This window comes from Pseudomonas sp. ADAK2 TE3594 (genome assembly GCF_053628675.1).
Genome location: NZ_JBRJGV010000001.1, coordinates 2,956,374 through 2,979,600, shown reverse-complemented (window position 1 = coordinate 2,979,600; position 23,227 = coordinate 2,956,374). Strand labels below are relative to the sequence as shown.

9 protein-coding genes and 1 tRNA gene are annotated in these 23,227 nt (G+C 59.6%); 3 read left to right on the top strand and 7 right to left on the bottom strand.

All coding sequences use genetic code 11. The features are described 5' to 3' along the window. Window positions 1-2 precede the first annotated feature (2 nt). Together AB7M22_RS13405 and AB7M22_RS13400 are read left to right on the top strand one after the other, a co-directional pair. Window positions 3-1,382 (top strand): TolC family outer membrane protein, encoded by a 1,380-nt coding sequence (locus AB7M22_RS13405; protein ID WP_454186650.1) that lies wholly within the window; start codon window positions 3-5, stop codon window positions 1,380-1,382. Window positions 1,383-2,028: 646 nt separating this feature from the next. Continuing rightward, on the top strand, window positions 2,029-2,772 hold the full coding sequence (locus AB7M22_RS13400; RefSeq protein WP_454186649.1) for a response regulator transcription factor: 744 nt from the start codon (window positions 2,029-2,031) through the stop codon (window positions 2,770-2,772). Between the two features lie 125 nt (window positions 2,773-2,897). On the opposite strand, the gene AB7M22_RS13395 is transcribed toward AB7M22_RS13400, so the two are convergent. The 7 genes from AB7M22_RS13395 to AB7M22_RS13365 all read right to left on the bottom strand — a co-directional run bounded on the left by AB7M22_RS13395 (window position 2,898) and on the right by AB7M22_RS13365 (window position 22,854). After that, window positions 2,898-8,915 (bottom strand): DUF5801 repeats-in-toxin domain-containing protein, encoded by a 6,018-nt coding sequence (locus AB7M22_RS13395; protein WP_454186648.1) that lies wholly within the window; start codon window positions 8,913-8,915, stop codon window positions 2,898-2,900. Between the two features lie 242 nt (window positions 8,916-9,157). After that, window positions 9,158-11,869, bottom strand: coding sequence for a DUF5801 repeats-in-toxin domain-containing protein (locus AB7M22_RS13390; RefSeq protein ID WP_454186647.1), 2,712 nt, complete (start codon window positions 11,867-11,869; stop codon window positions 9,158-9,160). 375 nt (window positions 11,870-12,244) lie between these two features. After that, window positions 12,245-16,381 (bottom strand): T1SS-143 repeat domain-containing protein, encoded by a 4,137-nt coding sequence (locus AB7M22_RS13385; RefSeq protein ID WP_454186646.1) that lies wholly within the window; start codon window positions 16,379-16,381, stop codon window positions 12,245-12,247. 286 nt (window positions 16,382-16,667) lie between these two features. Further along, window positions 16,668-18,632 carry a preprotein translocase subunit YajC gene (locus tag AB7M22_RS13380; protein WP_454188803.1) on the bottom strand — a complete coding sequence of 655 codons (1,965 nt, stop codon included), beginning with the start codon at window positions 18,630-18,632 and terminating at the stop codon, window positions 16,668-16,670. 95 nt (window positions 18,633-18,727) lie between these two features. Further along, window positions 18,728-19,546: a diaminopimelate epimerase gene (dapF, locus tag AB7M22_RS13375; RefSeq protein WP_454186645.1), complete on the bottom strand. Its 819-nt coding sequence runs from the start codon at window positions 19,544-19,546 to the stop codon at window positions 18,728-18,730. Between the two features lie 105 nt (window positions 19,547-19,651). Then, window positions 19,652-21,391 carry a dipeptidase gene (locus tag AB7M22_RS13370; RefSeq protein WP_454186644.1) on the bottom strand — a complete coding sequence of 580 codons (1,740 nt, stop codon included), beginning with the start codon at window positions 21,389-21,391 and terminating at the stop codon, window positions 19,652-19,654. A 350-nt stretch (window positions 21,392-21,741) separates the two neighbouring features. Then, window positions 21,742-22,854 (bottom strand): CapA family protein, encoded by a 1,113-nt coding sequence (locus AB7M22_RS13365; RefSeq protein ID WP_454186643.1) that lies wholly within the window; start codon window positions 22,852-22,854, stop codon window positions 21,742-21,744. Between the two features lie 196 nt (window positions 22,855-23,050). On the opposite strand from AB7M22_RS13365, the gene AB7M22_RS13360 reads away from it, so the two are divergent. Then, a tRNA-Gln gene (locus AB7M22_RS13360) sits at window positions 23,051-23,125 on the top strand. Window positions 23,126-23,227: the final 102 nt, after the last annotated feature.

The following is a 23,227-nucleotide window of genomic DNA, read 5'->3' as shown; positions in this document are numbered from 1 at the left end:
CCATGAGCGCGTCGGCAGTTCTGCTGGGCGGTGCGTTTATGCTTGTAGCGGGAACCGCCCTGGCGCAAACCACTGCAGCCACGCCGACCGGGGTCAGCGCCTCGACGTTTTCCACCGACCTCATGCAGTTGTATCGTGAGTCACGGCTTGAGGATCCGCGGGTATTGGCCTCCTATGCGCAAGCGCAGGCGGGCAAGGAACATCAGCGCGAGGCTATGGGGGCGCTGTTCCCGCAGGTATCGCTCAACGCCGGGACGAATCGGATTCATCAGGAGAACGACCTGGTGCAGCGCAGTTACGATAGCGAAAACTACAGCCTGGTGCTGCGTCAGTACCTTTACAACAAGACCGCGTGGGAGAACTACCAAAAATTCAAAAGTCTGGCCAAGCAGTCCGAATCGCAAGCGCTGGACGCCCAGGCCGAGGCCACAGTGGACTTGGCGCAGCGTTACTTCACCGCGTTGGCGGCCGAAGATGAACTGGAGTTGGTGAAGGCGGAGCGTCGAACCACGCAAAAGAGTCTGGACCGAGTCAATGCGTTGTACGAAAAGCAGCTGGCAATGATTACTGATCAGCTCGACCTCAAGGCCCGGGTAGACTTGCTGGCGGCGCAGGAGCTGGATGCCCAGAACCAGGCCAGTATCAGTCGTGAGGCACTGGCAGAGATCGTCGGCCGGCCGGTCAAGGAGAAGCTCAACCGGATTCGCGATGACGTGCAACTGCGGGTTTCAGCGCAGAGCCTGGAATCCTGGGTGCGCGAGGGTATAGCGCTAAACCCGGCGCTCAAGGCCAACGAAAGCGGTGTGGAAGCCGCGGGCGCTGCGTTGCGCAGCGGCAAGGGCGGGCACTATCCGACCCTGAGCCTTACGCTGAGCGCGCAGCAGACCAACGAGGGCTACAACAATACCCTGGCGCCGCGCACCGACAGCTATGTCGCCGGTATAGGCGTTCAGGTGCCGCTGTACAGCGGCGGTTCGACCTCGGCACGGGTCCGTGGGCTTTACCAGGATCAGATTACCGCCGAGCAGGAACTGGAAGCGATCCGGCGCCGGGTGGTCAAGGAGATCACTAGCGCTTACCTGACCGCCAATTCGAGCGGAGAAAAAATCAATGCGAGCCGCAACGCCCTGGCCTCGGCACAGCTGTCGAGAGTGGCGGCAGAGAAAGGCCTCGATTACGGAATGGTCAATGCCGTCGATGTACTGACCAGCGTACGCAACGAATTCCGGGCGCGTCGTGACTTGCTCAAGACGCAATACGAGTTCGTCACTAATGTCCTTACTCTCAATCGCTGGGCGGGAAAGCCGCCTGCCGAGGGTGTCGAAAGCGTTAATGCCTGGTTGAGCCCCAGCCGCTCCAGCCAAAACCTTACAACCCCCTGATTCTGCCGCACTATCGACCGCGGATCCCCCGTCCTCACTTGAGCCACCAACCTCCAGCAGTTCAGGTGGTTGCTGCGTCGCAAAAACTCGAGCAGCGCAATCCATTCCCATGGCTCGGGCGAGGCATTTTCGCCGACAAATTGACGTCAGTGTTACGGTTGCACTTGTGCGCACGCCACTCGTCGGTTAATTGACGATTTTGAACGGGGTCAGACTGTGGTCGCAGGTCGCTCACGTGAGCCTAAGACCTTGATTTTATAGGGATGTGAAGCCCTTGGTAACGTCAGCCGGACTACCCGTATGAGGCTTGAGTCGACGACTGGCGGATGGGCGTGCTGGCAGAGTGCTGGTCTGGCCTAGACTCAGTTGAACAGATCGAGGGAGCACATCAATCATGCGCAAGCTATTGATGATTATTCCTATTTAGTTGCCTCGATGGCTTTGCCAGGCTTTTGGAAACGTCCGTAATCCTTATAGGTGAAGCCAGTAGACGTGCCCCCAGGGATGAATGCCCGGGTGGGCACCGTCAAGGCCTGTCGGCGCTCGCATCTGTCCTTCGATCACGATGGCCAGGTGAGCAAGCTGCTGATTCAGGAAGGCCACGGGAGGGAGGTCATAGTTAATTCTTCAAGGGAGTCAGGAAAGTATGACGACCCACAAAAAAACAATACGCGTGATGCTGATCGATTGTCGTCCCCTCGTTCTCATGGGGCTTCACGACTTGATCAATGCCAGGAAGCCTCAGATGGAAGTGAGCGGCCAGGCCACCACCTATACCAATGCGCTGGATCTTGCCGATCAGTTGCGTCCCAATGTGATTTTCTTCAGTTTCTTTCCAGATGCGTTGAACCCGCTGGAGGTCGTCGCGGAGCTCTCCCGCAACGCCGAAATGAAAGTGCTGGTGCTCAAGGGCCTGTACGAAACCGTTCCCGTTGCCCAGGCAATAGAGGCGGGTGCACGGGGTATCGTGCTAGCGGAAGACCCGACGGAATCGATCATCCAGGCCATCATCACGGTTCACCACCGCGACATCGGACTGGATAGAGCCTGGGCCGGTGGGCTGTCCGGCTATGCCGCGACCGGGAATATTCACTTGAAATGCAATCTGGAGCAGGCGAAACAGGCGCGGCTGACGCTGCGCGAGAGGGAACTGATTCGTGCCATCGTGGGGGATCCGTCCGCCAAATACATGTGCATCGCCGGGCGCCTGGGCATTAGTGAACACACCGTGCACAACCACCTCAGCAACATTTATCAAAAGCTTAATCTGATCAACCGTATCGATTTGCTGATGTATGCGCTGAAGCACGGGCTTACCAACAACGAAAAGCCACCCGAGTCCACTTGGGTGGAACTGGATTTGGTTTCACGTCAAAAAAAGACGTTTTGACACCCTTGGGCGCGTCTGCCGCAGGGTGTCGGGGTTGATATGAACGTGAGGATCCAATGTTGGAACTGAAAAAAGACAATGCGAGGGTAGCTTGCGCCACCCTCGCATTTCTTTACGCGCGTTTCTCAGACGCTGCCAAAGACAATGTCGCTAGTCAGAAGATCGACCCCGACCAAGGTGATGGTCGTGACTTGTCCGCCCGTTTCGGCAACCGTCACGATGCTGTCTGCGCCGGTGTTGTCGATCGATTGGACAACCGCACTCTGGTCGCCGTTGAGCACCAGGGCGTCTCGCAGGTTTGCGTTCGCATCGAAGCCGGTGACCTGGTACAGGTTCTCATCGACTGACAAATCGACGTTGAAGGCATCACGCTCACCGCCCGTGCCAATCAGGGTGAAGTCGAACTGTGCGCCGGCCAAGTCGTTGGCGAACAGATTGGCGTCGAACGTACTCGTCGCCGAGTCCCCATCCTTGTCCGTCAGCGTCGCGTTGAACGTCAGCTGGACATCGCTGGCCAGGCTCTCGGTCTCATGGATGAACTGGATCGTCGGGATCTTGATCTCGCCTCGGGCCATCGTGAGCTGAACAGCGTCGATCAGATTCGTGCCATCGCTCTCAATGAGGAAGGATACCTGTCCGCCTGCCTCCGGAGTCAGGGTGTTGACTTCGATGAGGTTCGAGAACGTGCCATCCTCGTAGAAGGCCCTGTAGTACAGGTCCTCGGTCGCCGTGTTGTAACCTCCCACGGAGTTGTCGATGAAGACCCTCACGCCCGTCAGCAAGCTCTCCGGATTGACGACGAAACTTTCATCGGCAGCGCCGATTGCCGCCAGGTTGTCTCCCTGGAACAGGTTATTGGCGACGCCGATGCCGGCCGTGCTGACGTTCATGGCCCTCGGGTCGATGTACGAGGGCAGGGGGTTGGTTTGTAGCGTGGCTTCGGTGGGGTCGGGTGCTCCAAGCCCGATACCGGTCAGGATGTCCGAAGTCGACGCAAGCGCCTTCGCGGTAAAGAACACAACCTCCTCAGATGGCGAAGGAATAGTCGGTGGATCTTGCTCTGGAATTAACAATGTGCGCACTGGATCCGGACCGCCGGCACCGAGCGCGCCGTCGGCAGTGCTGAGCACGATCTCTGAACTGAAGCCTTGCACCAGATCCAGTGCATAGCGGCCATCGGCATAGGCGGTCAGCGTGTAGTCGACGCTGGTGTCCGCCGTTGCGGCGTTGTTGTCGAAATCACCAGTCAACGTCCCTGCGAATTGGTACGCGCCATTGCCGTCCGGTGAGGGCGACTGCTCGGTGAGCGTGGCGGTCCCGGTGGTGGTCGTGTTGTCTGGCCTGACGAGGGTGAACGAGCTATTCACCGAAATATCCAGACCGGCCGCACCCAGCCCGTCGGCGCCCGCCGAATGGTCCCAGAAGCCGAATTGCGGCAGGACGCTACCGGTGCCGATCAGGTTGCCGAATGCAAGTGATGGGCCGTCGTCCTCGAACACCAGGTTCTGGCCGATGTTGAGGGTCGCCTGGGCTCTGTCGCCGTCCTTGTCGGTTGCGGTCCCTATCAGCGTCACCAGAGTGTCCGCCGACAGCGTCGTCGCATCATCGGGATTGGTCGCATCGGGATGCACCACGGCGCGCAACTGGTCGAGGGTGACGTCACCGTTGGCGGCGACGCTGACCGTGAACACCAGCAGGTTGGTGGTGGCCGTGCGGCCTTCAACCACGGTGCCGTTAAGCGACAGGTTGACCGCTTCGCCGGTGGCCGTGTCGGTCAGCCCGGAAGCACCGGCCGTCATGCCCAGTGCATAGGTCAGCGTGCCGGCACCATCAGCGCCAAACGCCGAGCTGAAGTTGGCGGTAAAGCTCTGGGTGGCGTCGGTCGCCAGTACCGTTTCGTCTACCGTCAATATTGGCTCGGTGCCGGTGGTGTGGATGCTCGGTCCATCGTCCTCAAACACCAGGTTTTGCCCGATGTTGAGGGTCGCCTGGGCACTGTCACCGTCCTTGTCGGTGATGGTTGCGGTCAGGGTGACCAGATTGTCCGAACTCAGGCTCGTCGCATCATCGGGATTGGTCGCATCGGGATGCACCACGGCGCGCAGCTGATCAAGGGTGACGTCACCGTTGGCGGCGACGCTGACCGTGAATACCAGCAGGTTGGTGGTGGCCGTGCGGCCTTCAACCACGGTGCCGTTGAGCGACAGGTTGACCGCTTCGCCGGTGGCCGTATCAGTCAGCCCGGAAGCACCGGCCGTCATGCCCAAGGCATAGGTCAACGTACCCGCGCCATCAGCGCCAAACGCCGAGCTGAAGTTGGCGGTAAAGCTCTGGGTGGCGTCGGTCGCCAGTACCGTTTCGTCTACCGTCAGTATTGGCTCCGTGCCAGTGGTGCTGATGCTCGGCCCGTCGTCCTCGAACACCAGGTTCTGGCCGATGTTGAGGGTCGCCTGGGCACTGTCACCGTCCTTGTCGGTGATAGTCGCCGTCAGGGTGACCAGATCGTCCGAGCTCAGGCTCGTCGCGTCATCGGGGTTGGTCGCGTCGGGATGCACCACGGCGCGCAGCTGGTCGAGGGTGACGTCACCGTTGGCGGCGACGCTGACCGTGAACACCAGCAGGTTGGTGGTGGCTGTGCGGCCTTCGACCACAGCGCCGTTGAGCGACAGGTTGACTGCCTCGCCGGTGGCCGTATCGGTCAGCCCGGAAGCCCCGGCCGTGACGCCCAGCGCATAGGTCAATGTACCCGCGCCGTCAGCGCCAAACGCCGAGCTGAAGTTGGCGGTAAAGCTCTGGGTGGCATCGGTCGCCAGTACCGTTTCGTCTACCGTCAGTATTGGCTCGGTGCCGGTGGTGTGGATGCTTGGTCCATCGTCCTCAAACACCAGGTTTTGCCCGATGTTGAGGGTCGCCTGGGCACTGTCACCGTCCTTGTCGGTGATGGTTGCCGTCAGGGTGACCAGGTTGTCCGCCGACAGCGTCGTCGCATCATCGGGATTGGTCGCATCGGGATGCACCACGGCGCGCAGCTGATCGAGGGTGACGTCACCATTGGCGGCGACGCTGACCGTGAACACCAGCAGGTTGGTGGTGGCCGTGCGGCCTTCAACCACGGCGCCGTTAAGCGACAGGTTCACCGCTTCGCCGGTGGCCGTGTCGGTCAGCCCCGAAGCACCGGCCGTCATGCCCAGTGCATAGGTCAATGTACCCGCGCCATCAGCGCCAAACGCGGAGCTGAAGTTGGCGGTAAAGCTCTGGGTGGCGTCGGTCGCCAGTACCGTTTCGTCTACCGTCAGGATGGGCTCGGTGCCGGTGGTGCTGATGCTCGGTCCATCGTCCTCAAACACCAGGTTCTGGCCGATGTTGAGGGTTGCCTGGGCACTGTCGCCGTCCTTGTCGGTGATGGTTGCGGTCAGGGTTACCAGAGTGTCCGAACTCAGGCTCGTCGCATCATCGGGATTGGTCGCATCGGGATGCACCACGGCGCGCAGTTGGTCGAGGGTGACGTCACCGTTGGCGGCCACGCTGACCGTGAACACCAGCAGGTTGGTGGTGGCCGTACGGCCTTCGACTACACCGCCGTTGAGCGACAGGTTGACCGCCTCGCCGGTGGCCGTGTCGGTCAGCCCCGAAGCACCGGCCGTCATGCCCAGTGCATAGGTCAATGTGCCGGCACCATCAGCGCCAAACGCCGAGCTGAAGTTGGCGGTAAAGCTCTGGGTGGCGTCGGTCGCCAGTACCGTTTCGTCTACCGTCAGGATGGGCTCGGTGCCAGTGGTGCTGATGCTTGGTCCATCGTCCTCGAACACCAGGTTCTGGCCGATGTTGAGGGTTGCCTGGGCACTGTCACCGTCCTTGTCGGTGATGGTTGCCGTCAGGGTGACCAGATCGTCCGAGCTCAGGCTCGTCGCGTCATCGGGATTGGTCGCATCGGGATGCACCACCGCCCGAATTTGATCGAGGGTGACGTCACCATTGGCGGCGACGCTGACCGTGAACACCAGCAGGTTGGTAGTGGCCGTGCGGCCTTCGACTACACCCCCGTTGAGCGACAGGTTCACTGCCTCGCCGGTGGCCGTATCGGTCAGCCCGGAAGCACCGGCCGTGACGCCCAGCGCATAGGTCAGCGTACCCGCGCCATCAGCGCCAAACGCCGAGCTGAAGTTGGCGGTAAAGCTCTGGGTGGCGTCGGTCGCCAGTACCGTTTCGTCTACCGTCAGGATGGGCTCGGTGCCGGTGGTGCTGATGCTCGGTCCATCGTCCTCAAACACCAGGTTCTGGCCGATGTTGAGGGTTGCCTGGGCACTGTCACCGTCCTTGTCGGTGATGGTTGCCGTCAGGGTTACCAGTGTGTCCGCCGACAGCGTCGTCGCGTCATCGGGGTTGGTGGCATCGGGATGCACCACGGCGCGCAGCTGATCGAGGGTGACGTCACCATTAGCGGCGACGCTGACCGTGAACACCAGCAGGTTGGTGGTGGCCGTGCGGCCTTCAACCACGGCGCCGTTAAGCGACAGGTTCACTGCCTCGCCGGTGGCCGTATCGGTCAGCCCGGAAGCCCCCGCTGTGACGCCCAGCGCATAGGTCAATGTGCCGGCGCCATCAGCGCCAAATGCCGAGCTGAAGTTGGCGGTAAAGCTCTGGGTGGCGTCGGTTGTCAGCACCGTTTCGTCTACCGTCAGTATGGGCTCCGTGCCGGCGGCGCTGACGCTTGGTCCGTCGTCCTCGAAGATCATCTTGGAGCCGATTTCGGCGATCGTATTAGAGGCTTGGCGCAGCGTGAAGCCGCCAATATCAAAATCGGCGTGGTCATTGCCCCTGGCGTCGACGGCCGCCCCGTTCTGGATGAGCACGCGGTTGTGGTTCGACGTTGTGGTGTATTCAATCTGGTAGCCGGCCAAAACGCCGGTGACGGTTGCAACCCCACCCGTAAAGGTGATGGTAATGGCCGGATCATTCACCGAGCCGTCTGAATTCTCGATCACCAGCCCGGTGCTGTTGTTGATGACGCGAACATTGGTGATGGCAACCGACGTATCGTTTGCATAGCCGTTGATGAAATTCACGCCAGGTTCAGCAGCGGTGCTGAATGCGCTGATTTTTACCACCGCACTCTTGCCGCCTTGCAACTGCACGACGTCGAAATTGGCCGAGGTCGTATTGTAGACGCTGGTGAAATCGATGTTGGACTCAACATCTGCTTCGGTCTGACTAAGGTTGGGAACGGTCACATCCTGCCTGGCGCCCGTGACGAACGAAAAGCGGATGCCTTCCTGTTCCACAATCATCTGGTTGTTGGTGCCGATGGTGGTCGGGCCACCCCCCTGGCTGGTATTGATCGTGTCGCCAGTGTTTATATTGGCACCGCTTGACTGGTCTGCGGGGTCTTTCCCGGTGGCGATGATGGTGGGATCCGTGATCCGCACGACACCACCGACAGTTTCAGTTGCCGGGTTCAATTTCGTGAACATCAGGAACAGGTTCTGACCGGAGGGGGCATTGGCCAGACTGAAATCCAGGTCCTGAGTGGCACCGATGAAAACCTTGTTCAGCAGATTGAGCGAATCATCGGGGTTCGTAGCATCTGGATGCTTGAGCGGTTGGTACTCCACGGTCCAGATCTTGCCGCCGGTGACTGGGGATCCGGTTTCTTCGATATAGGCAGCGAACACGATCGCGCCATTTGCGCCCCCGGCTCGGCCCAGAAGGATGTTGTTGTTCGTGTCCGTATAGAGAAGGATGCTGGTGCCATCTAGGGTGTCCAGTCCGCTGTCCACGCCATTGAGGGGGGCGCCAGCGCTGTCGACGAAGCGGATATCGGTAATGCTTCCTCCGCCGGTGAGGGTGAACGCATTGCTGCCCGTGTTGCCCGCGGCACCGGTATAGCCACTCAAGGCTGCACCCGTTGCGGTACCTGCTCCAAGTGCAGTCAAACGAGTAGAGAAGGTCGAGGGCAGGGATGCCACTAGAATGTCGTTGTCGTCAGCGTCTCCTGCAGGGGTTGGAGTGGCGGTGGCGTTTTGTAAACCGACCGTTTCGTCCAGCGTAACGTTCTCGCCGGCGACCACGGCGCTAAGAGCGCTGGCCATAACCGACGTTGGGGGATCGTTCGTTAGGGATGAGGTTTGCTCGCGAATAGCCATGACTTACTCCTGAGCAATTACAGTCATTGAGGTCCGACCATTGACCTCTACAACTATGACCAAGCGCCGGACATTGCGCATCGGCCGATACTCCCAAGCGAGATAGGAGTTTCGGCCTAGTCGTCCTCGTTGGTGGTCCGACGCAAGATGCCCAGGCTGATGCGAGCGTGAGAATGTCCTATTGGAACTGCAAAAATGCGAGGGTGGTTTGTGCCACCCTCGCATCCTTTCACGCGCGTTTCTCAGACGCTGCCGTAAACAATGTCGCTAGTCAGAAGATCGACCCCGACCAAGGTGATGGTCGTGACTTGTCCGCCCGTTTCGGTAACCGTCACGATGCTGTCTGCGCCGCTTGTGTCGATCTGGACACTGGCGTTCTGGTCGCCGTTGAGCACCAGGGTGTCTCGCAGGTCTGCGCCCGCATCGAAGCCGGTGACCTGGTACTGGTTCTCGGTGAATGACAAATCGACGTTGAAGGCATCCCGCTCACCGCCCGTACCCACCAGCGTGTAGTCGAAGGCGCCGACCAAGTCGTTGGCGAACAGGTTGGCGTCAAACGTACTGGATGCCGAGTCCCCATCCCTGTCCGTCACCGTCGCGTTGAACGACAGCTGGATATCGCTGGCCAGACTCGCGGTCTCCTGAATGAACTGGATCACCGGGATCTTGATGTCGCCTCGGCCCATCGTGAGCTGAACAGCGTCGATCAGCGCCGTGCCTTCCTGCTCAATGAGGAAGGACACCTGTCCACGGGGCTCTGGGGTCAGGGTATTCACCTCGATGAGGTCCGAAGTCGTGCCATCCTCGTAGTAGATCCTGTAGTACAGGTCCTCGGTCGCGGTGTTGTAACCCGCTACAGAGTTGTCGATGAAGACCTTCATGGCCGTCACCAGGCTCTCCGGATTGACGACGAAGCTTTCATCGGTAGCGCCGATTGCCACCAGGTTGTCTCCCTGGAGGACGTTATTGGCGACGCCGATGCCGGACGTGCTGACGTTCATGGCCCTGGGGTCGATGTACGAGGGCAGGGGGGTGGTCTGTATCTGGGCTTCGGTGGGGTCGGGTGCTCCAAGCCCGATACCGGTCAGGATGTCCGAAGTCGACGCAAGCGCTTTCGCGGAAAAGAACACAACCTCCTCGGATGCCGAAGGAATAGTCGGGTCATTCGTCTTCGGAATTAACAATGTGCGCACTGGATCCGGGCCGCCGGCACTGAGCGAGCCATCGGCAGTGCTGAGCACGACCGTCGAACTGAAGCCTTGCACCAGATCCAGTGTATAGCTGCCATTGGCATAGGCGGTCAGCGTGTAGTCGACGTCGGTATCCGCCGTGGCGGCGTTGTTGTCGAAATCGCCGGTCAACGTTCCTGCGAAATGGTACGCGCCATTGCCGTCCGGTGAGGGTGACTGCTCGGTGAGTGTGCCGGTCCCGGTCGTGGTCGTGTTGTCTGGCCTGACGAGGGTGAACTGGTCATTCACCAACGAGATATCCAGACCGTTCGCATCCAGTCCGTCGGCGCCGGCCGAATGACTCCAGTACCCGGTTTGCGGCAGGACGCTACCGGTGCCGATCAGGTTGCCAAAGGCGAGTGCTGGGCCGTCATCTTCGAAGATCATCTTGGAGCCGATTTCGGCGGTCGTAACAGCGGTTTGGAGCAGCGTGAAACCACCGATATCAAAATCGGCGTGGGTATTGCCCCTGGCGTCGAGGGCCGCCCCGTTCTCGACGAGCACGCGGTTGTGATCCGCCGCTGTGGTGTATTCAATCTGGTAGCCGGCCAAAACGCCGGTGATGGTAGCAACCCCACCGGAAAAGGTGATGCCAATGGCCGGATCATTCACCGATCCATTTGAATTCTCGATCACCACCCCGGCGCTGTTGAAGACGCGAACATTGGTGATAGCAATTGACGTGTCACCCACATAACCGTTGATGAAGTTCACGCCAGGTTCAGCAGCGGTGGTGAATGCGCTGATTTTTACCACTGCACTCTTGCCGCTTTGCAACTGCACGACGTCGAAGCTGGCCATCTTCGCGTTGAAGACGCCGGTAAAGTCGATGTTGGACTCAACATCTGCTTCGGTCGGACTCAGGTTGGGAATGGTCACATCCTGCCTGGCACCGGTGACGAACGAAAAGCGGATGCCATCCTGTTCCGTAATCATCTGACTGTTGGTGCCGAAGGTGGTCGGGTTAGCCGCCTGGCTGGTAATGATCGTGTCGCCAGTGTTGATATTGGCACCGCTTGACTCGTCTGCGGGGTCCTTACCGGTGGCGATGATGGTGGGATCCGTGATCCGCAAGACACCACCGTCGTCGACAACTGTCGGGTTCGTCTTCGTGAACATCAGGAAGAGGTTCGAACCGGAGGGCACACCGGCCAGGCTGAATTCCAGGTCCTGACTGGTTCCGACGAATACCTTATCCAGCAGATTGAGCGAGTCATCGGGATTCGTAGCATCTGGATGCTTGAGCGGTTGGTATTCCACGGTCCAGATCTTGCCGCCCGAGACCGGCGATCCGGTTTCTTCGATATAGGCGGCGAACACGATTGCGCCGGTAGCGCTCCCGGCTCGGCCCAGAAGGATGTTGTTGTTCGTATCCGTGTAGAGAAGGATGCTGGTGCCATCGAGGGTAAACAGTCCGCTGTCCACGCCATTAAGCGGTGCGCCAGCGCTGTCGACGAAGCTGATGTCGGTAATGCTGGCTCCACCGGTGACGGTGAACGCATCGCTGCCTGTGTTGCCCACGACACCGGTATAGCCACTCAAGGCCGCATCCGTGGCGGTACCTGCGCCAAGTGCGGTCAAACGGGTAGAGAAGGGCGAGGGCAGGGACGCCACCAGAATGTCGTTGTCGTCAGCGTCTCCCGGAGGGGTTGGAGTGACGGTGGCGTTCTGTAACCCGGCCGTTTCGTCCAGCGCAACGTCCACGCCGGTGATTCCAATAGCCATGGTTTTTCTCCCGAGCAATTGCGGTCATCGAGGCCTGACCGTTGACCTATCGCTGCAACTATGGATAAGCGCCGGGGATCGCGCATCGGCCGATACTCCCAAGCGGAATGGGAGTTTCAGACTACTTGGATGGGGGAACAGCACGAGGGCGTGAAGGAACGGTGCCGCCTATTCCGTTTGTGAATGAGGACATGCCGCAAGGCTCGTCTGGCCTTGGCTCAGGGACCGCAGTGGCCCAATAAAAAACGGCCTGGCCCCTTGCGGGAGCCAGGCCGTGTACCTGCAGCGGTTTTCAGACAATGTCAGTGCTTGCGATGTCGGTCACCCCGTACCTTTTCGACAGGGCTGAAAACCCCTCCCCGCTTCCTTAGCGGATCAAAGCACGAGATCTGTCGGTGCCAAGTTATTTACTCCCACCAGTTCGACCACGACAGGATTTTCGATATCAATCGTCTGGACAGCGGTGAAATCGCTATCGCTATCGACGACCTTGAAATCCAGAGTTAGATCAAGGGTAGCTGGTGTAGTCGTGGTGGTGGAGAAACCAGCATCGATGATCTTCAGCGGATTCGTACTCGTATCCTCCGCAATCGTGTTTCCAGGCCCGACGAGACCACTGACCGGTTGTGCGGAAGTGCTGCTTGCGCCATCGGCACCGACATTACGATTCAGATTTATCGCGCTGCCCGTAAGGCCAGCATCATTCGAAAGAATCTGAATACCCTTGATGAGCCAATTATCACCGGTCTGAATGTTGAAATCATTACTTTCAACAATCAATAGAGCATCATTATTATCCAGGAACGGGTCGTTCGGATCGGCTGGGTCGTTGACGATAAGGGCCTCGTACTTGGTTCCAACAAGATCTGTATTGACCGTATCGTTCTCGTACACATCGCCCTGGTCGACGTAGATGGCACGTGTTGTAGTGATGGAAGGATCAATTGCATCAGCAAGACTGACGATAAGCAAAAGATCATCGCTTTCAGTCTCGTATCCGTCGAACTTGATAAAGAAATCAGTCGCGTAACTAAAATTGTTCGCGCCCAGATCTCCTTTCGGATCAGTCTGGAAGAAATTGATGTTGGCCGCTTCACCTGCCTGGATCGTATTTCCGGAGACGCCCAGAGCAGTGCTGGACAAGGTTACCGGGGCCTGCGTGCCGCTCACAAGCTCACCCGCCGTCACAACAGTATTGCCCCCGGCACTAAGTGGTGCCTCGAAGCCCGTGATCTGGATGTAGAAACCTTCTCCAAGCTTCCCAGTGGCCACAGGTGATGGGCCACTGGAAGGGCTCGTACCACCCACGTCATACGTTTTGTATCCAGTGCCTTCGCCCAGCGTGACGTCTTGCGTCGTTTGCAGCGCATCCATCTCGAAGGTATAGGTGTCATTGACTTTGTCAAACACCAGCGTGCCTTCCACCAGTTCAGGCGTGGTGGCAGCATTCCGATCGTGATCGTATTCGAACGACACGTTAAACGTGGCAGCGTTGAGATTCTCTGAATCCCAGGTGACCGTTGGATTAACGATCGCAACATCGTTCGCCGAACCAGAGAGGGCGAGTTGGGCAAAATCACTGTCCGCAGCCGAAGAGTAGGTCGGCCCGCGCTGGTCCGCACCTATCGAGTAGGCGAAGTCACCCGAAAAGGTCCATGACGTCGCACCCAAAGTGGGATCGGCATCCTGCACAGGGGCTGTCCCTATAACGGGCGTATCGTCGTCGACGGTGATGACCAGTTTGTCGGCCGCGGCCGTCACCGTGTCGCCGTCCTTGTCGGTAGCCTGCAGCAGCGTGCCCAGGTTGATGGTGATGTCGTTCTCGTCGTTGCCAGCCGCGTGATCCAGCTGCTTGAGCAGCGTGAAGCTGTACACACCCGCTGCGGTGAGGCTGAACGTGAACACGTCGGCACCGGCTACGCCGGCCTTGGCGGTGAGCGTGTTGCCCACGACGCTGTACACCAGCGCCACCCCGGCCGAGCTCAGCGCCGGCAAGCCGCTGGTGACACTCGACAAGGCATAGCTCAGCGGTGTGTCGGCGCCCGACTGGAAGATGCCAGTCACGTTGCCGCCGGCCGTGGTCGCCACGCCAGCCACGTCGCCCGTACCACCGGCAATGCCATTGGTCAGGCCGTCCTCGTCGACGGTTCCCGTTACGGCGGTCCCGGTCGCCGTCGGCGTGTCGTCGTCGACGGTGATGACCAGTTTCTCAGCCGCGGCCGTCACCGTGTCGCCGTCCTTGTCGGTGGCTCGCAGTAGCGAGCCCAGGTTGATGGTGATGTCGTTCTCGTCGTTGCCTGCCGGGTGATCCAGCGGCTTGAGTAGCGTGAAGCTGTACACACCCGCTGCGGTGAGGCTGAACGTGAATACGTCGGCACCGCCTACGCCGGCCTTGGCGGTGAGCGTATCGCCCGCGACGCTGTACACCAGCGCCACCCCGCCCGAGCTCAGCGCCTGCAAGCCGCTGGTGTCACTCGACAAGGCATAGCTCAGCGGCGTGTCGGCGCCGGACTGGAAGATACCGGTCACGCTGCCGCCGGCGGTGGTCGCCACGCCAGCCACGTCGCCCGTACCACCGGCAATGCCATTGGCCAGACCGTCCTCGTCGACGATTCCCGTCACAGCGGTCCCGGTCGCCGTCGGCGTGTCGTCGTCGACGGTGATGACCAGCTTCTCGGCCGCGGCCGTCACCGTGTCACCGTCCTTGTCGGTGGCTTGCAGCAGCGAGCCCAGGTTGATGGTGATGTCGTTCTCGTCGTTGCCTGCGGCGTGATCCAGCGGCTTGAGCAGCGTGAAGCTGTACACACCCGCTGTGGTGAGGCTGAAGGTGAACACGTCGGTCGCGCCGGCCTTGGCGGTGAGCGTGTTGCCCAAGACGCTGTACACCAGCGCCACCCCGCCCGAACTCAGCGCCGGCAAGCCGCTGGTGTCACTCGACAAGGCATAGCTCAGCGGCGTGTCGACGCCGGACTGGAAGATGCCGGTCACGCTGCCGCCGGCGGTGGTCGCCACGCCAGCCACGTCGCCCACACCACCGGCGATGCCATTGGCCAGGCCGTCCTCGTCGACGGTTCCCGCCACGGCGGTCCCGGCTGCCGCCGGCCCGTCGTCTTCGAAGTTCATCCGGGAACCGATTTCGGCTTTCGTAATAGAGGCTTGGAACAGGTGGAGGCCATCGATATCAAAATCGGCGTGCTCATTGCCCTTGGCGGTGAGGGCCGCCCCGTTCTCGATGAGCACGCGGTTGTGATCCGCCGTTGTGGTGTATTCGATCGCGTAGCCGGCTTTAATGCCGGTGATGGTTGCAACCCCATTAACAAAGGTGATGCCAATGGTCAGATCATTCTCCGGTCCGGCTGAATTCTCAAGCACCGTTCCGGTGCTGTTGAGGACGCGAACACTGACGATGTCAACCTTCGTATCATTCGCATAGCCGTCGATGAATTGCGTGCCAGATTCAACAGCGGTGCTGAATGCGCTGATTTTTACGACAGCGCTCTTGCCGCTTTGCAACTGCACGACGTCGAAACTGACCGTCTTCACATTGACCACGCCGGTGTAGTCGATGTTGGATTCAAGATCGGCTTCGTTCTGATCCAGGTTGGGAATGGTCACATTCTGCCTGGCACCCGTGACGAACGAAAAACGGATGCCTTCCTGTTCCGTAATCATCTGGTTGTTGGTGCCGAAGGTGGTCGGCCCACCCGCCTGGCTGGTATTGATCGTGTCGCCGGTCGTTATATTGATGTCGTCGGCCGTGCTGTTGGGGTCAAGCCCGGACTGATTCGCCGGTAACTTGCCGGTGGCGATGATGGCGGGATCGGTGATCCGCACGACACCATTGACCGTTTCAGTTGCCGGGTTCAATTTCGTGAACATCAGGAAAAGGTTCTGACCGGAGGGCGCACCGGCCAGACTGAATTCGAGGTTCTGACTGGCTCCGATAAAAATCTTGTCCGTCAGATCGACCGAGTCATCGGGGTTCGTCATACCTGGATGCTTGAGTGGTTGGTACTCCACGGTCCAGATCTTGCCGCCTGTGACCGTTTCTTCAATATAGGCAGCGAACACGATCGCGCCGGTTGCGCCCCCGGCTCGGCCCAGAACGATGTTGTTGTTCGTATCCGTATAGAGAAGGATGCTAGTGCCATCGAGGGTATCCAGTCCGCTGTCCAGACCATTGAGCGGTGCGCCAGTGCTGTCGACGAAGCTGATATCGGTACCGCTTGTTCCGCCGCTGATGGTGAACGCATCGCTGCCCGCGTTACCCACGGCACCGGTATAGCCACTCAAGGCCGCACCCGTTGCAGTACCTGCCCCAAGGGCGGTCAAACGGGTAGAGAAGGCCGAGGGCAGGGATGTCGCCGTGTCGTTGTCGTTAGCGTCTTCCGCAGGGGTTGGAGTGGCGGTGGCGTTCTGCAACCCGGTCGTTTCGTCCAGCGTAACGTCCGCGCCGGTCGCCACGACGCTCAAAGCGCTGGCCGTAATCAATGAATTTTGCTCAATAGTCATGACTTTTTCCTGGGCAGTTGCGGTCATCTAGGCCTGACCGTTGACCTTTGGTCGCACTATGGATAAACGCCGGGTATTGCGCATCGACCGATACTCCCAAGCGGGGTGGGAGTTTCGGACTACTGGGGAGGGGGAGATGGAACGGCGCGAAGGAGGGAGTGTCATATTCCGTTTGTAAATTGTTCAGGCCTGAGATAAATCCCAACCCATGCAGGCGCCAGGCGTGCCGACGAAGGCGTCCTTGAGAGCGTCTTCGCCGGCAAGCCTGGCGCCTGCGAAAAGCGGTTTACTCACGCAGAATCTCGATGGGTGGCTCGATCAGTTGCAGTTCGAGCGCACCCGAGGTTGGCACGAAGCGCGGGCCAGTGCTTTCAGGCGTTGCCCGCAGCCTCCAGGTGCGCTGCACCTTCGCCAGTTTGGCGACTCCTGATGCCACGGACCAGCGCCGGCAGACCTTCTCCAGCTTGAGCGGGTAAATGGTGAGTTTGTCGCCTTTGAAGTGCATGCGCAGGAAGCATTTGTGGTCGGCGATGCATTGCGAGGAAAAAACCACCTCGCTATGCAGTCCCCATAAGGTGTTGCCCATTACCATCCAGGCACCGAACAGCAGGCCTCCCAAAACGCCGCCGAACAGCAGCGTCCCCGACAGAAACAACAAGACTTGTTGTAGGTCGTCTACCTTCAATTGAAAGTAGTAGATGTTGACACGGCCCATGAGCCACAGCAGGCCGATCGCCAGCCCCAGGTGAAGTAACCCGTGAGCGGCTCCGACGGCATAGGCGAGCTTTCGGGTGCGCTTGACCCCGGCGGCTGAGAACACTGCGCAACCCAGCACAATGATCACGGCGAGCATGACCGACGAAGGACTGTAAGCCATGACCAGAAATAGCTGTCGCCACGCTTCGAGGAGGTTGGGAATAGTTGCTTCGAGGCGAGACAATTCCTCCATCAGGCTGCGGTTATCTCGCGCCGGGTGGGGGACTTTACTGGCACTTTGTACCATCCAGTCGAACAGCAGGTACAAGATGGCCAACATGCCGCAGAACGAGAGGTTGCGGGTGGGTAGCCGCCATGCCCTATTACGCAGTTGCTCGGAGGTCTTTTTGTCAGGGTAGACGGCGGCCAGGTCATAGTGCTGCCGGGTCCCGCCGACGTTGATCGGCTTGGGCGGATCTGGCAACTGATGCGTGCCATTCAAGAAGGCGCCACCGCCTCCGCAGGTGATGCGCTGCGGCGCCTGGGTGCCCGCTTTTGGCTGGTAGCGCGCGTAGTGGTGCGAGTCTCCGGCCAAGACGACCGCCAAGTGGTTACCCAAGAGCTCTTCGATCTCGCGCAGGCTGCGGAAACGCGGCGTCTGGGTTTCGATCGAGGGCAAGGCCTTGCTCTCTTCGCGTGCCAGTCGTTCGGCCTCGTCCACCCAGCTCGGCTCGGGCGCACAGAGGATCACGCGATCGCCTGGCTGCAGTTTGGCGCGCATCTCTTTGAAGTATCGTTTCTGCTCTCGATCGATCATGGACTCCAATTGCAGGTCCAGGCCCCAGACCCACCAGCCATTGGGCAGTTGCAGCACGTAGTAACTGGTGCGCTGGCGGGTTTCCCAGCCGCCAATGGGCTTTTGCTCGCAAAACAGTTGGGAGAAGCCGCGCAGACCGTCATACCAATCGTGGTTGCCGGGCGTCGCCACTATCCACGGCGCCCCGGGCTGCGACACGGGCTGATCCTGATCATTAGGGCGCACCTTGGGTACCGGCGCGGGAAAGGCGGCGCGGAAGGGATCCAGGAAACGGGTGCGGTAGCCGGATTGGGCGGGTGTGGGATAGACCTGATCGCCGCCGAGCAGCAGCACGTCGCCGCGCGGCAGGGTGAGCGGGTACTGCGGCAACTTGACCTCCTGGCTGACACACAGGGCCATGGAATAGGTGGAGTCCCAGCCATCGCCGGTATCGGCCAGATAGTCGATCCACAGGTCACCGTCGGCAGGCACCGGGATGGGCGGGTTAGCGTCCCGAGGGTTGAGCATGGCCGACACATCGCGTGGGTCAGCGAAGGCACCCATCGTGGTGGCCGCAGCCGATTGCAAGCCCGTGCGCATTAGCTGAAACGGACCTAGCCAGTTGACCATCGGCTCCTGGGTGTAAAGCTCGATGCGGCTATTGGTCGTGGAAGATTCAGTGGCGTGGGTCATGACCAGAGGCGCAGAGTGGGGCGTGTGCCCATCTCCGGCGCGAAATTCAATCGAATGCTCCTTCATCATTCAGCCTCCATTGCTGTAACGAGTTCGGGTACCTCAGAATTGATTGCTTGTCGGTTGACTCAGAATAGGTCAGTTATGCGATAGCCGCCGGTTCACAGGCTCAAGGAGAGGCTGTCGTGAACAGTTCCCGAAAAAGTTGTCTCTACCGGCCCGGTGAGAAAGACAGGTCCCACGCCATCCCATTGAACCGTTACGGTTCCGCCATCACATTCAACCTCGACGCAATGGTCTAACAAGCCACGACGAATGCCATTAACAGCGGCGCCACAAGAGCAGGAGCCTGAACCGAGCGGAATACCACCGCCGCGCTCCCAAATGCGCAACCGAATGTGTTTTCGGTCAATGATCTGGACGAAATGCACGTTCGTCCTGAGGGGAAATAGCGCGTTGGTCTCAATGGTTGGTCCGAGGGTTGCTATATCAACGGCTGTAAGATCATCGACAAAATAGGTGCAGTGCGGATTCCCCATACTGCACGCTGCCGGGCCACCCGCAAGCGGCAAAACGGCAGAGTCCAGTTCCCGGGTCAGGGGGATTTCCGACCAGCCGAAAAGCGGCTCCCCCATGTTGACGGAAATCGCACCGGTTGAAGTTCGTTCGCAAGTGAGTAGACCACGGTTGGTTCGCAGCGCTATCGAAGTAACATTTGATTCGCGCATCAGCATATCCGCGGCCCCCCGCGTTGCGCTGCCACAAGCATCCAGCGTGGAGCCATCGGCATTCCAGAACATCAAGCGCGCAACTGCATCATCGCAATCGAGCACCACCGCGAGTTGATTGAATCCGATGCCTCGGTGCCGATCACCCATTCGCCGAGCCATGGCATTTGTGATTGGATTGGCCGAATTTCGCGAGTCGACAACAACGAAGTCATCGCCATTGGCGTGCATTTTATGAAAGCTCAGCGGCATAAATTGATCCTGGGGGCGAGACATGGGGTGAGTTGATATTTAAAGGCAATCTACCCCATTCGCATAGAAGTGGACCCGCCAGAGTAGCGGGTCCGAAAGGGGGGATCAGAGTTTCGGCAACTGCCCGATGCGCCCGAGCATTTCGGTCACGATCTGCAGGTCCAGCAGGAACTGGTCGACGGTCTTGAACTCGTTGTCGTTGTGGCCGGTGTACTTGAACTCGGGCCTGGCCAGGCCGAACTGCACGCCATTGGGCAACTCATGGACCGAAGTGGCGCCGGCGGAGGTGCCGAACTTGTGTTCCATACCAAGGTTTTCGCTGGACACGGCCAGCAGAGCCTTGACCCATTCACCCTCAGGGTTGCGGTGCATCGGCTCGGCGATCGAGTAGTCAAAGGAAGTCGCGATATGGGTCTTCTTGCTCCAGGCGCCAAGCTTGTCGGCAATTTCGGTCTTGAGCACTTCCGGGGATTTGCCCTTCGGCACGCGCAGGTTGACCGCAAGCTTGAAGGCTTTTTCATCCATTCCGACATAGGTCAGGGATGTGGTCAGCGGTCCCATGAAGTCATCGGAAAAGCCGACCCCCAATTTGCCACCCAGGTAGTCCAGCCCCCAGTTCTCTGCGGCATAGCGTGCGGCGTCGGTAATGTGGTTGTGCTTGAGCGCGACCTTCCCGTCGAGGCTGTTGATGAAGTCCAGCATCCTTGCCACCGGGTTGACGCCTGATTCGGGCTCGGAGGAGTGGGCGGAAACGCCGGTGACCGTCAGCATGACGTCCTTGCCGACGACCTTGGCGCTCACCTCGAAGTTACCGCCATTGCGCTTGGCATAATCGCTACCGGCTTTCTGCAGGCTGGCGGCCAATTCGGCGGGCTTGTCAGTCACCAGGGTGGCGACTGAAGTCGATGGGATCTGGTTGGTTGCCAGGCCGCCGGTCATTGAGATGATCTCGGCGCCTTTGCCTTCTGCCTCACGCCGGGCAAAGCTCGCCATGACGGTGCCGTAGCCTTTCTCGGCAATCACCACCGGATAGCCGCCATCCAGCGCCAGGTTGTAGTTGGGTGTCGGGTTGTGTTCGAAGTAGTAGGGGATGGCGTCGCCGGTGGTTTCTTCGGTGGTGTCTACCAGCAGCTTGAAATTCCTCGCCAGTGGCAGCTTCTCTTCCTTGATGATCTTCATGGCATAGAGCGCCACCACGATGCCGTTCTTGTCATCCTCGGTGCCCCGGCCATACAGGCGATCGCCGACCAGGGTGACCTTGAACGGATCGAGTCGGGTGCCGTCTTTCAGGACCCAGTTCTCTGGTGTCACGGGCACCACGTCGGCATGCGCGTGAATGCCCACGACTTCGTCGCCGTTGCCTGCGAGGGAAATTTCATAGACGCGGTTGTCGACGTTGCGAAAGTTCAGGTTGAAGGCCTGGGCAAGACCCTTGAGCTTGTCGGCGATCTTGATGAATTCGGGATTATCGTGCTGGGCAACGCCGTCCACGCGGAAGGTCGGGATTGCCACCAGTTCACGCAGGGTCTCGGTGGCAGCACTGCCGTATTTCACCCGTGCATAGAGGCCAAGCAGGCGATGGATTTCATTCTGCTGTTCAGGGGAAAGGGGCTTGTTGCCCTGGAAGGCACTGATTGCCGGGCCGAGGTCGTTGGTTTTGGCAAGGTCGCTCTGGGCCAGGCGTCCCAGGAACTGCCTGAAATCCGTTACCGATGCGTCACTGAAAGTCTTGAGGATGGTCGCGCTCTGTTGCGGGGTGATGTTGGCGTGCGCTGACGTGGTGAACGACGAAAGGCTGGCCAGCATCAGGGTTGTCGCGGCCAGGTGCTTGAGTGAAAAATCCATTGCAGGGGCATTCCTTTGCAGGCGGTTGGTGAGAAGTATCTGATCGATCAGACAGGAACTTGTCCAAGCTAACACCATGAGGAAGTGGTACGGGAGTCCCTGAAGCGGGATCTGTCGCACAGAAATGCAAAAACGACGCAGAAACGAAAAAAACCGGGAAGTGAGCAAAGCGCTTTTTGTAGGAGCCAGGCTTGCCTTCTGTGGTGAGGGGGCTTGCCCCCGTTGGGTCGCGAAGCGGCCCTAAAAGCTTTGCGACTGCTTCGCAGCCGAACGGGGGCAAGCCCCCTCACCACAGAGGCAAGCCTGGCTCCTACAAAGCATTGGGGAAGCTTTCACATGTCCAGAGGCTCTTACCAACGCAACTCGAAGGCATTTGTCGCGCCCGGCTGGATGCTGCTGCCCAAGCGTGCGCACTCGCGAGAAAGGGTGTCGTGCAGCCATTGGCGGTCATCCCCTTCGGCGTGACAGATGCGAAAGCGACAGAGGCGGGTGGGTATCAGGTCCAGCGACTGCAGGTGCCCGCCCGAGGCCAGCGAGGCAAAGTACAGAAGGCTCAGGTCGCCGCGAAAGGCTGTGTGGCCCTCGATGCCTTCGTAGTCGTTCAGCAAATCACCGCAGCCATAGAGAATCAGGCGTTCGCGGTACACCTCGATGCCCTTGATGTGGTGCGAGGAATGCCCGTGCACCACGTCAACTCCGGCCTCGTCGATCAAGGCATGGGCGAACCGGACCTGCTCTCGCGGGATATCGAACCCCCAGTTGCCGCCCCAGTGAATGGAAGCGACCACCAGATCCCCCGGTTTTTTGCTCTCGAGAATCCGTTTGGCCACAGGGCGCAGGCTTTGCATCGTCAGATCTTCCAGCCGCGCGACACCCGCGCGACCATCCGTGACGGCCCAGTCCTGCCCAATGCCGCTGTCGGGGGCGCCGAGGCCAAACACCAGCAAGCGCCGCCCGCCAGGCTGTGGCAGCACGGCGGGCGCTTCAGCCGATTGCCGGTTGTGCCCGGCGCCGGCGCTGCACATGCCGTTGCTCGACAAGGTATCCAGTGTATCGGCCAGGCCGGCGGCTCCCCAGTCCAGCACATGGTTGTTGGCCAGCACGCAGCAGTCGATGCCGGCTGCGCTGATGACCGGGAAGTTCTCCGGGGTCATGCGGTAATTGATGCCCTTTTGCTCCGGTCGTCCACGGCGGGACACCGCCGTTTCCAGATTGATGATGCGTGCGTGTGGCTGGCGAAGTTCAAACTCATCCAGCGCAGCGCCCCAGACATAGGTGAAATCGACGGGGAGGGGAATCGGGCCATTGAGTCTTTCTGCCAGCCGGACGTAAACGCCGGCATTCTTGACGTAGTCTTCGTAAAGCCGCGGATCGCCAGGATGCGGCAGTATTGAGTCGATGCCACGGGCGGTCATGACATCGCCGGCGAGAAACAGCCTCAGTGAATCAGTAACAGCTGCCATGGCACCCTCCAGGATCAAGAGTAAGCGTCTGTTTTAAAACAAATATATTTTTGTTTTGGCCTTCCCAGGCGAAGCGAAAGTTGATAAATTTCCGCCCGTTCTTGCAGAGGCCCTCACAGGGTTGCAGCGCAAGGACGCAGCATCTCGATGTTGCCCGTCTGAAAACTCAGTGCCGGGCACTCGCCGCAACAGATACAGGGGCGTCGCCAAGCGGTAAGGCAGCAGGTTTTGATCCTGCCATGCGTTGGTTCGAATCCAGCCGCCCCTGCCATTTTCCTTATACTCGTCCAAGTATGGCTCCGCCGGCAGATATCGCAGGAGTCCCGGAGAGTTGTCTTTACAGAAAACGCCAACGCCGATCCGGCGTTTTTTT

What these genes read in the sequence shown, in the direction of transcription:
- AB7M22_RS13405 (WP_454186650.1), top strand. Translation starts at nt 3, where the DNA reads ATGAGCGCGTCGGCAGTTCTGCTGGGCGGTGCGTTTATGCTTGTAGCG.
- AB7M22_RS13400 (WP_454186649.1), top strand. Translation starts at nt 2,029, where the DNA reads ATGACGACCCACAAAAAAACAATACGCGTGATGCTGATCGATTGTCGT.
- AB7M22_RS13395 (WP_454186648.1), bottom strand. Translation starts at nt 8,915, where the DNA reads ATGGCTATTCGCGAGCAAACCTCATCCCTAACGAACGATCCCCCAACG.
- AB7M22_RS13390 (WP_454186647.1), bottom strand. Translation starts at nt 11,869, where the DNA reads ATGGCTATTGGAATCACCGGCGTGGACGTTGCGCTGGACGAAACGGCC.
- AB7M22_RS13385 (WP_454186646.1), bottom strand. Translation starts at nt 16,381, where the DNA reads ATGACTATTGAGCAAAATTCATTGATTACGGCCAGCGCTTTGAGCGTC.
- AB7M22_RS13380 (WP_454188803.1), bottom strand. Translation starts at nt 18,632, where the DNA reads ATGAAGGAGCATTCGATTGAATTTCGCGCCGGAGATGGGCACACGCCC.
- dapF (WP_454186645.1), bottom strand. Translation starts at nt 19,546, where the DNA reads ATGCCGCTGAGCTTTCATAAAATGCACGCCAATGGCGATGACTTCGTT.
- AB7M22_RS13370 (WP_454186644.1), bottom strand. Translation starts at nt 21,391, where the DNA reads ATGGATTTTTCACTCAAGCACCTGGCCGCGACAACCCTGATGCTGGCC.
- AB7M22_RS13365 (WP_454186643.1), bottom strand. Translation starts at nt 22,854, where the DNA reads ATGGCAGCTGTTACTGATTCACTGAGGCTGTTTCTCGCCGGCGATGTC.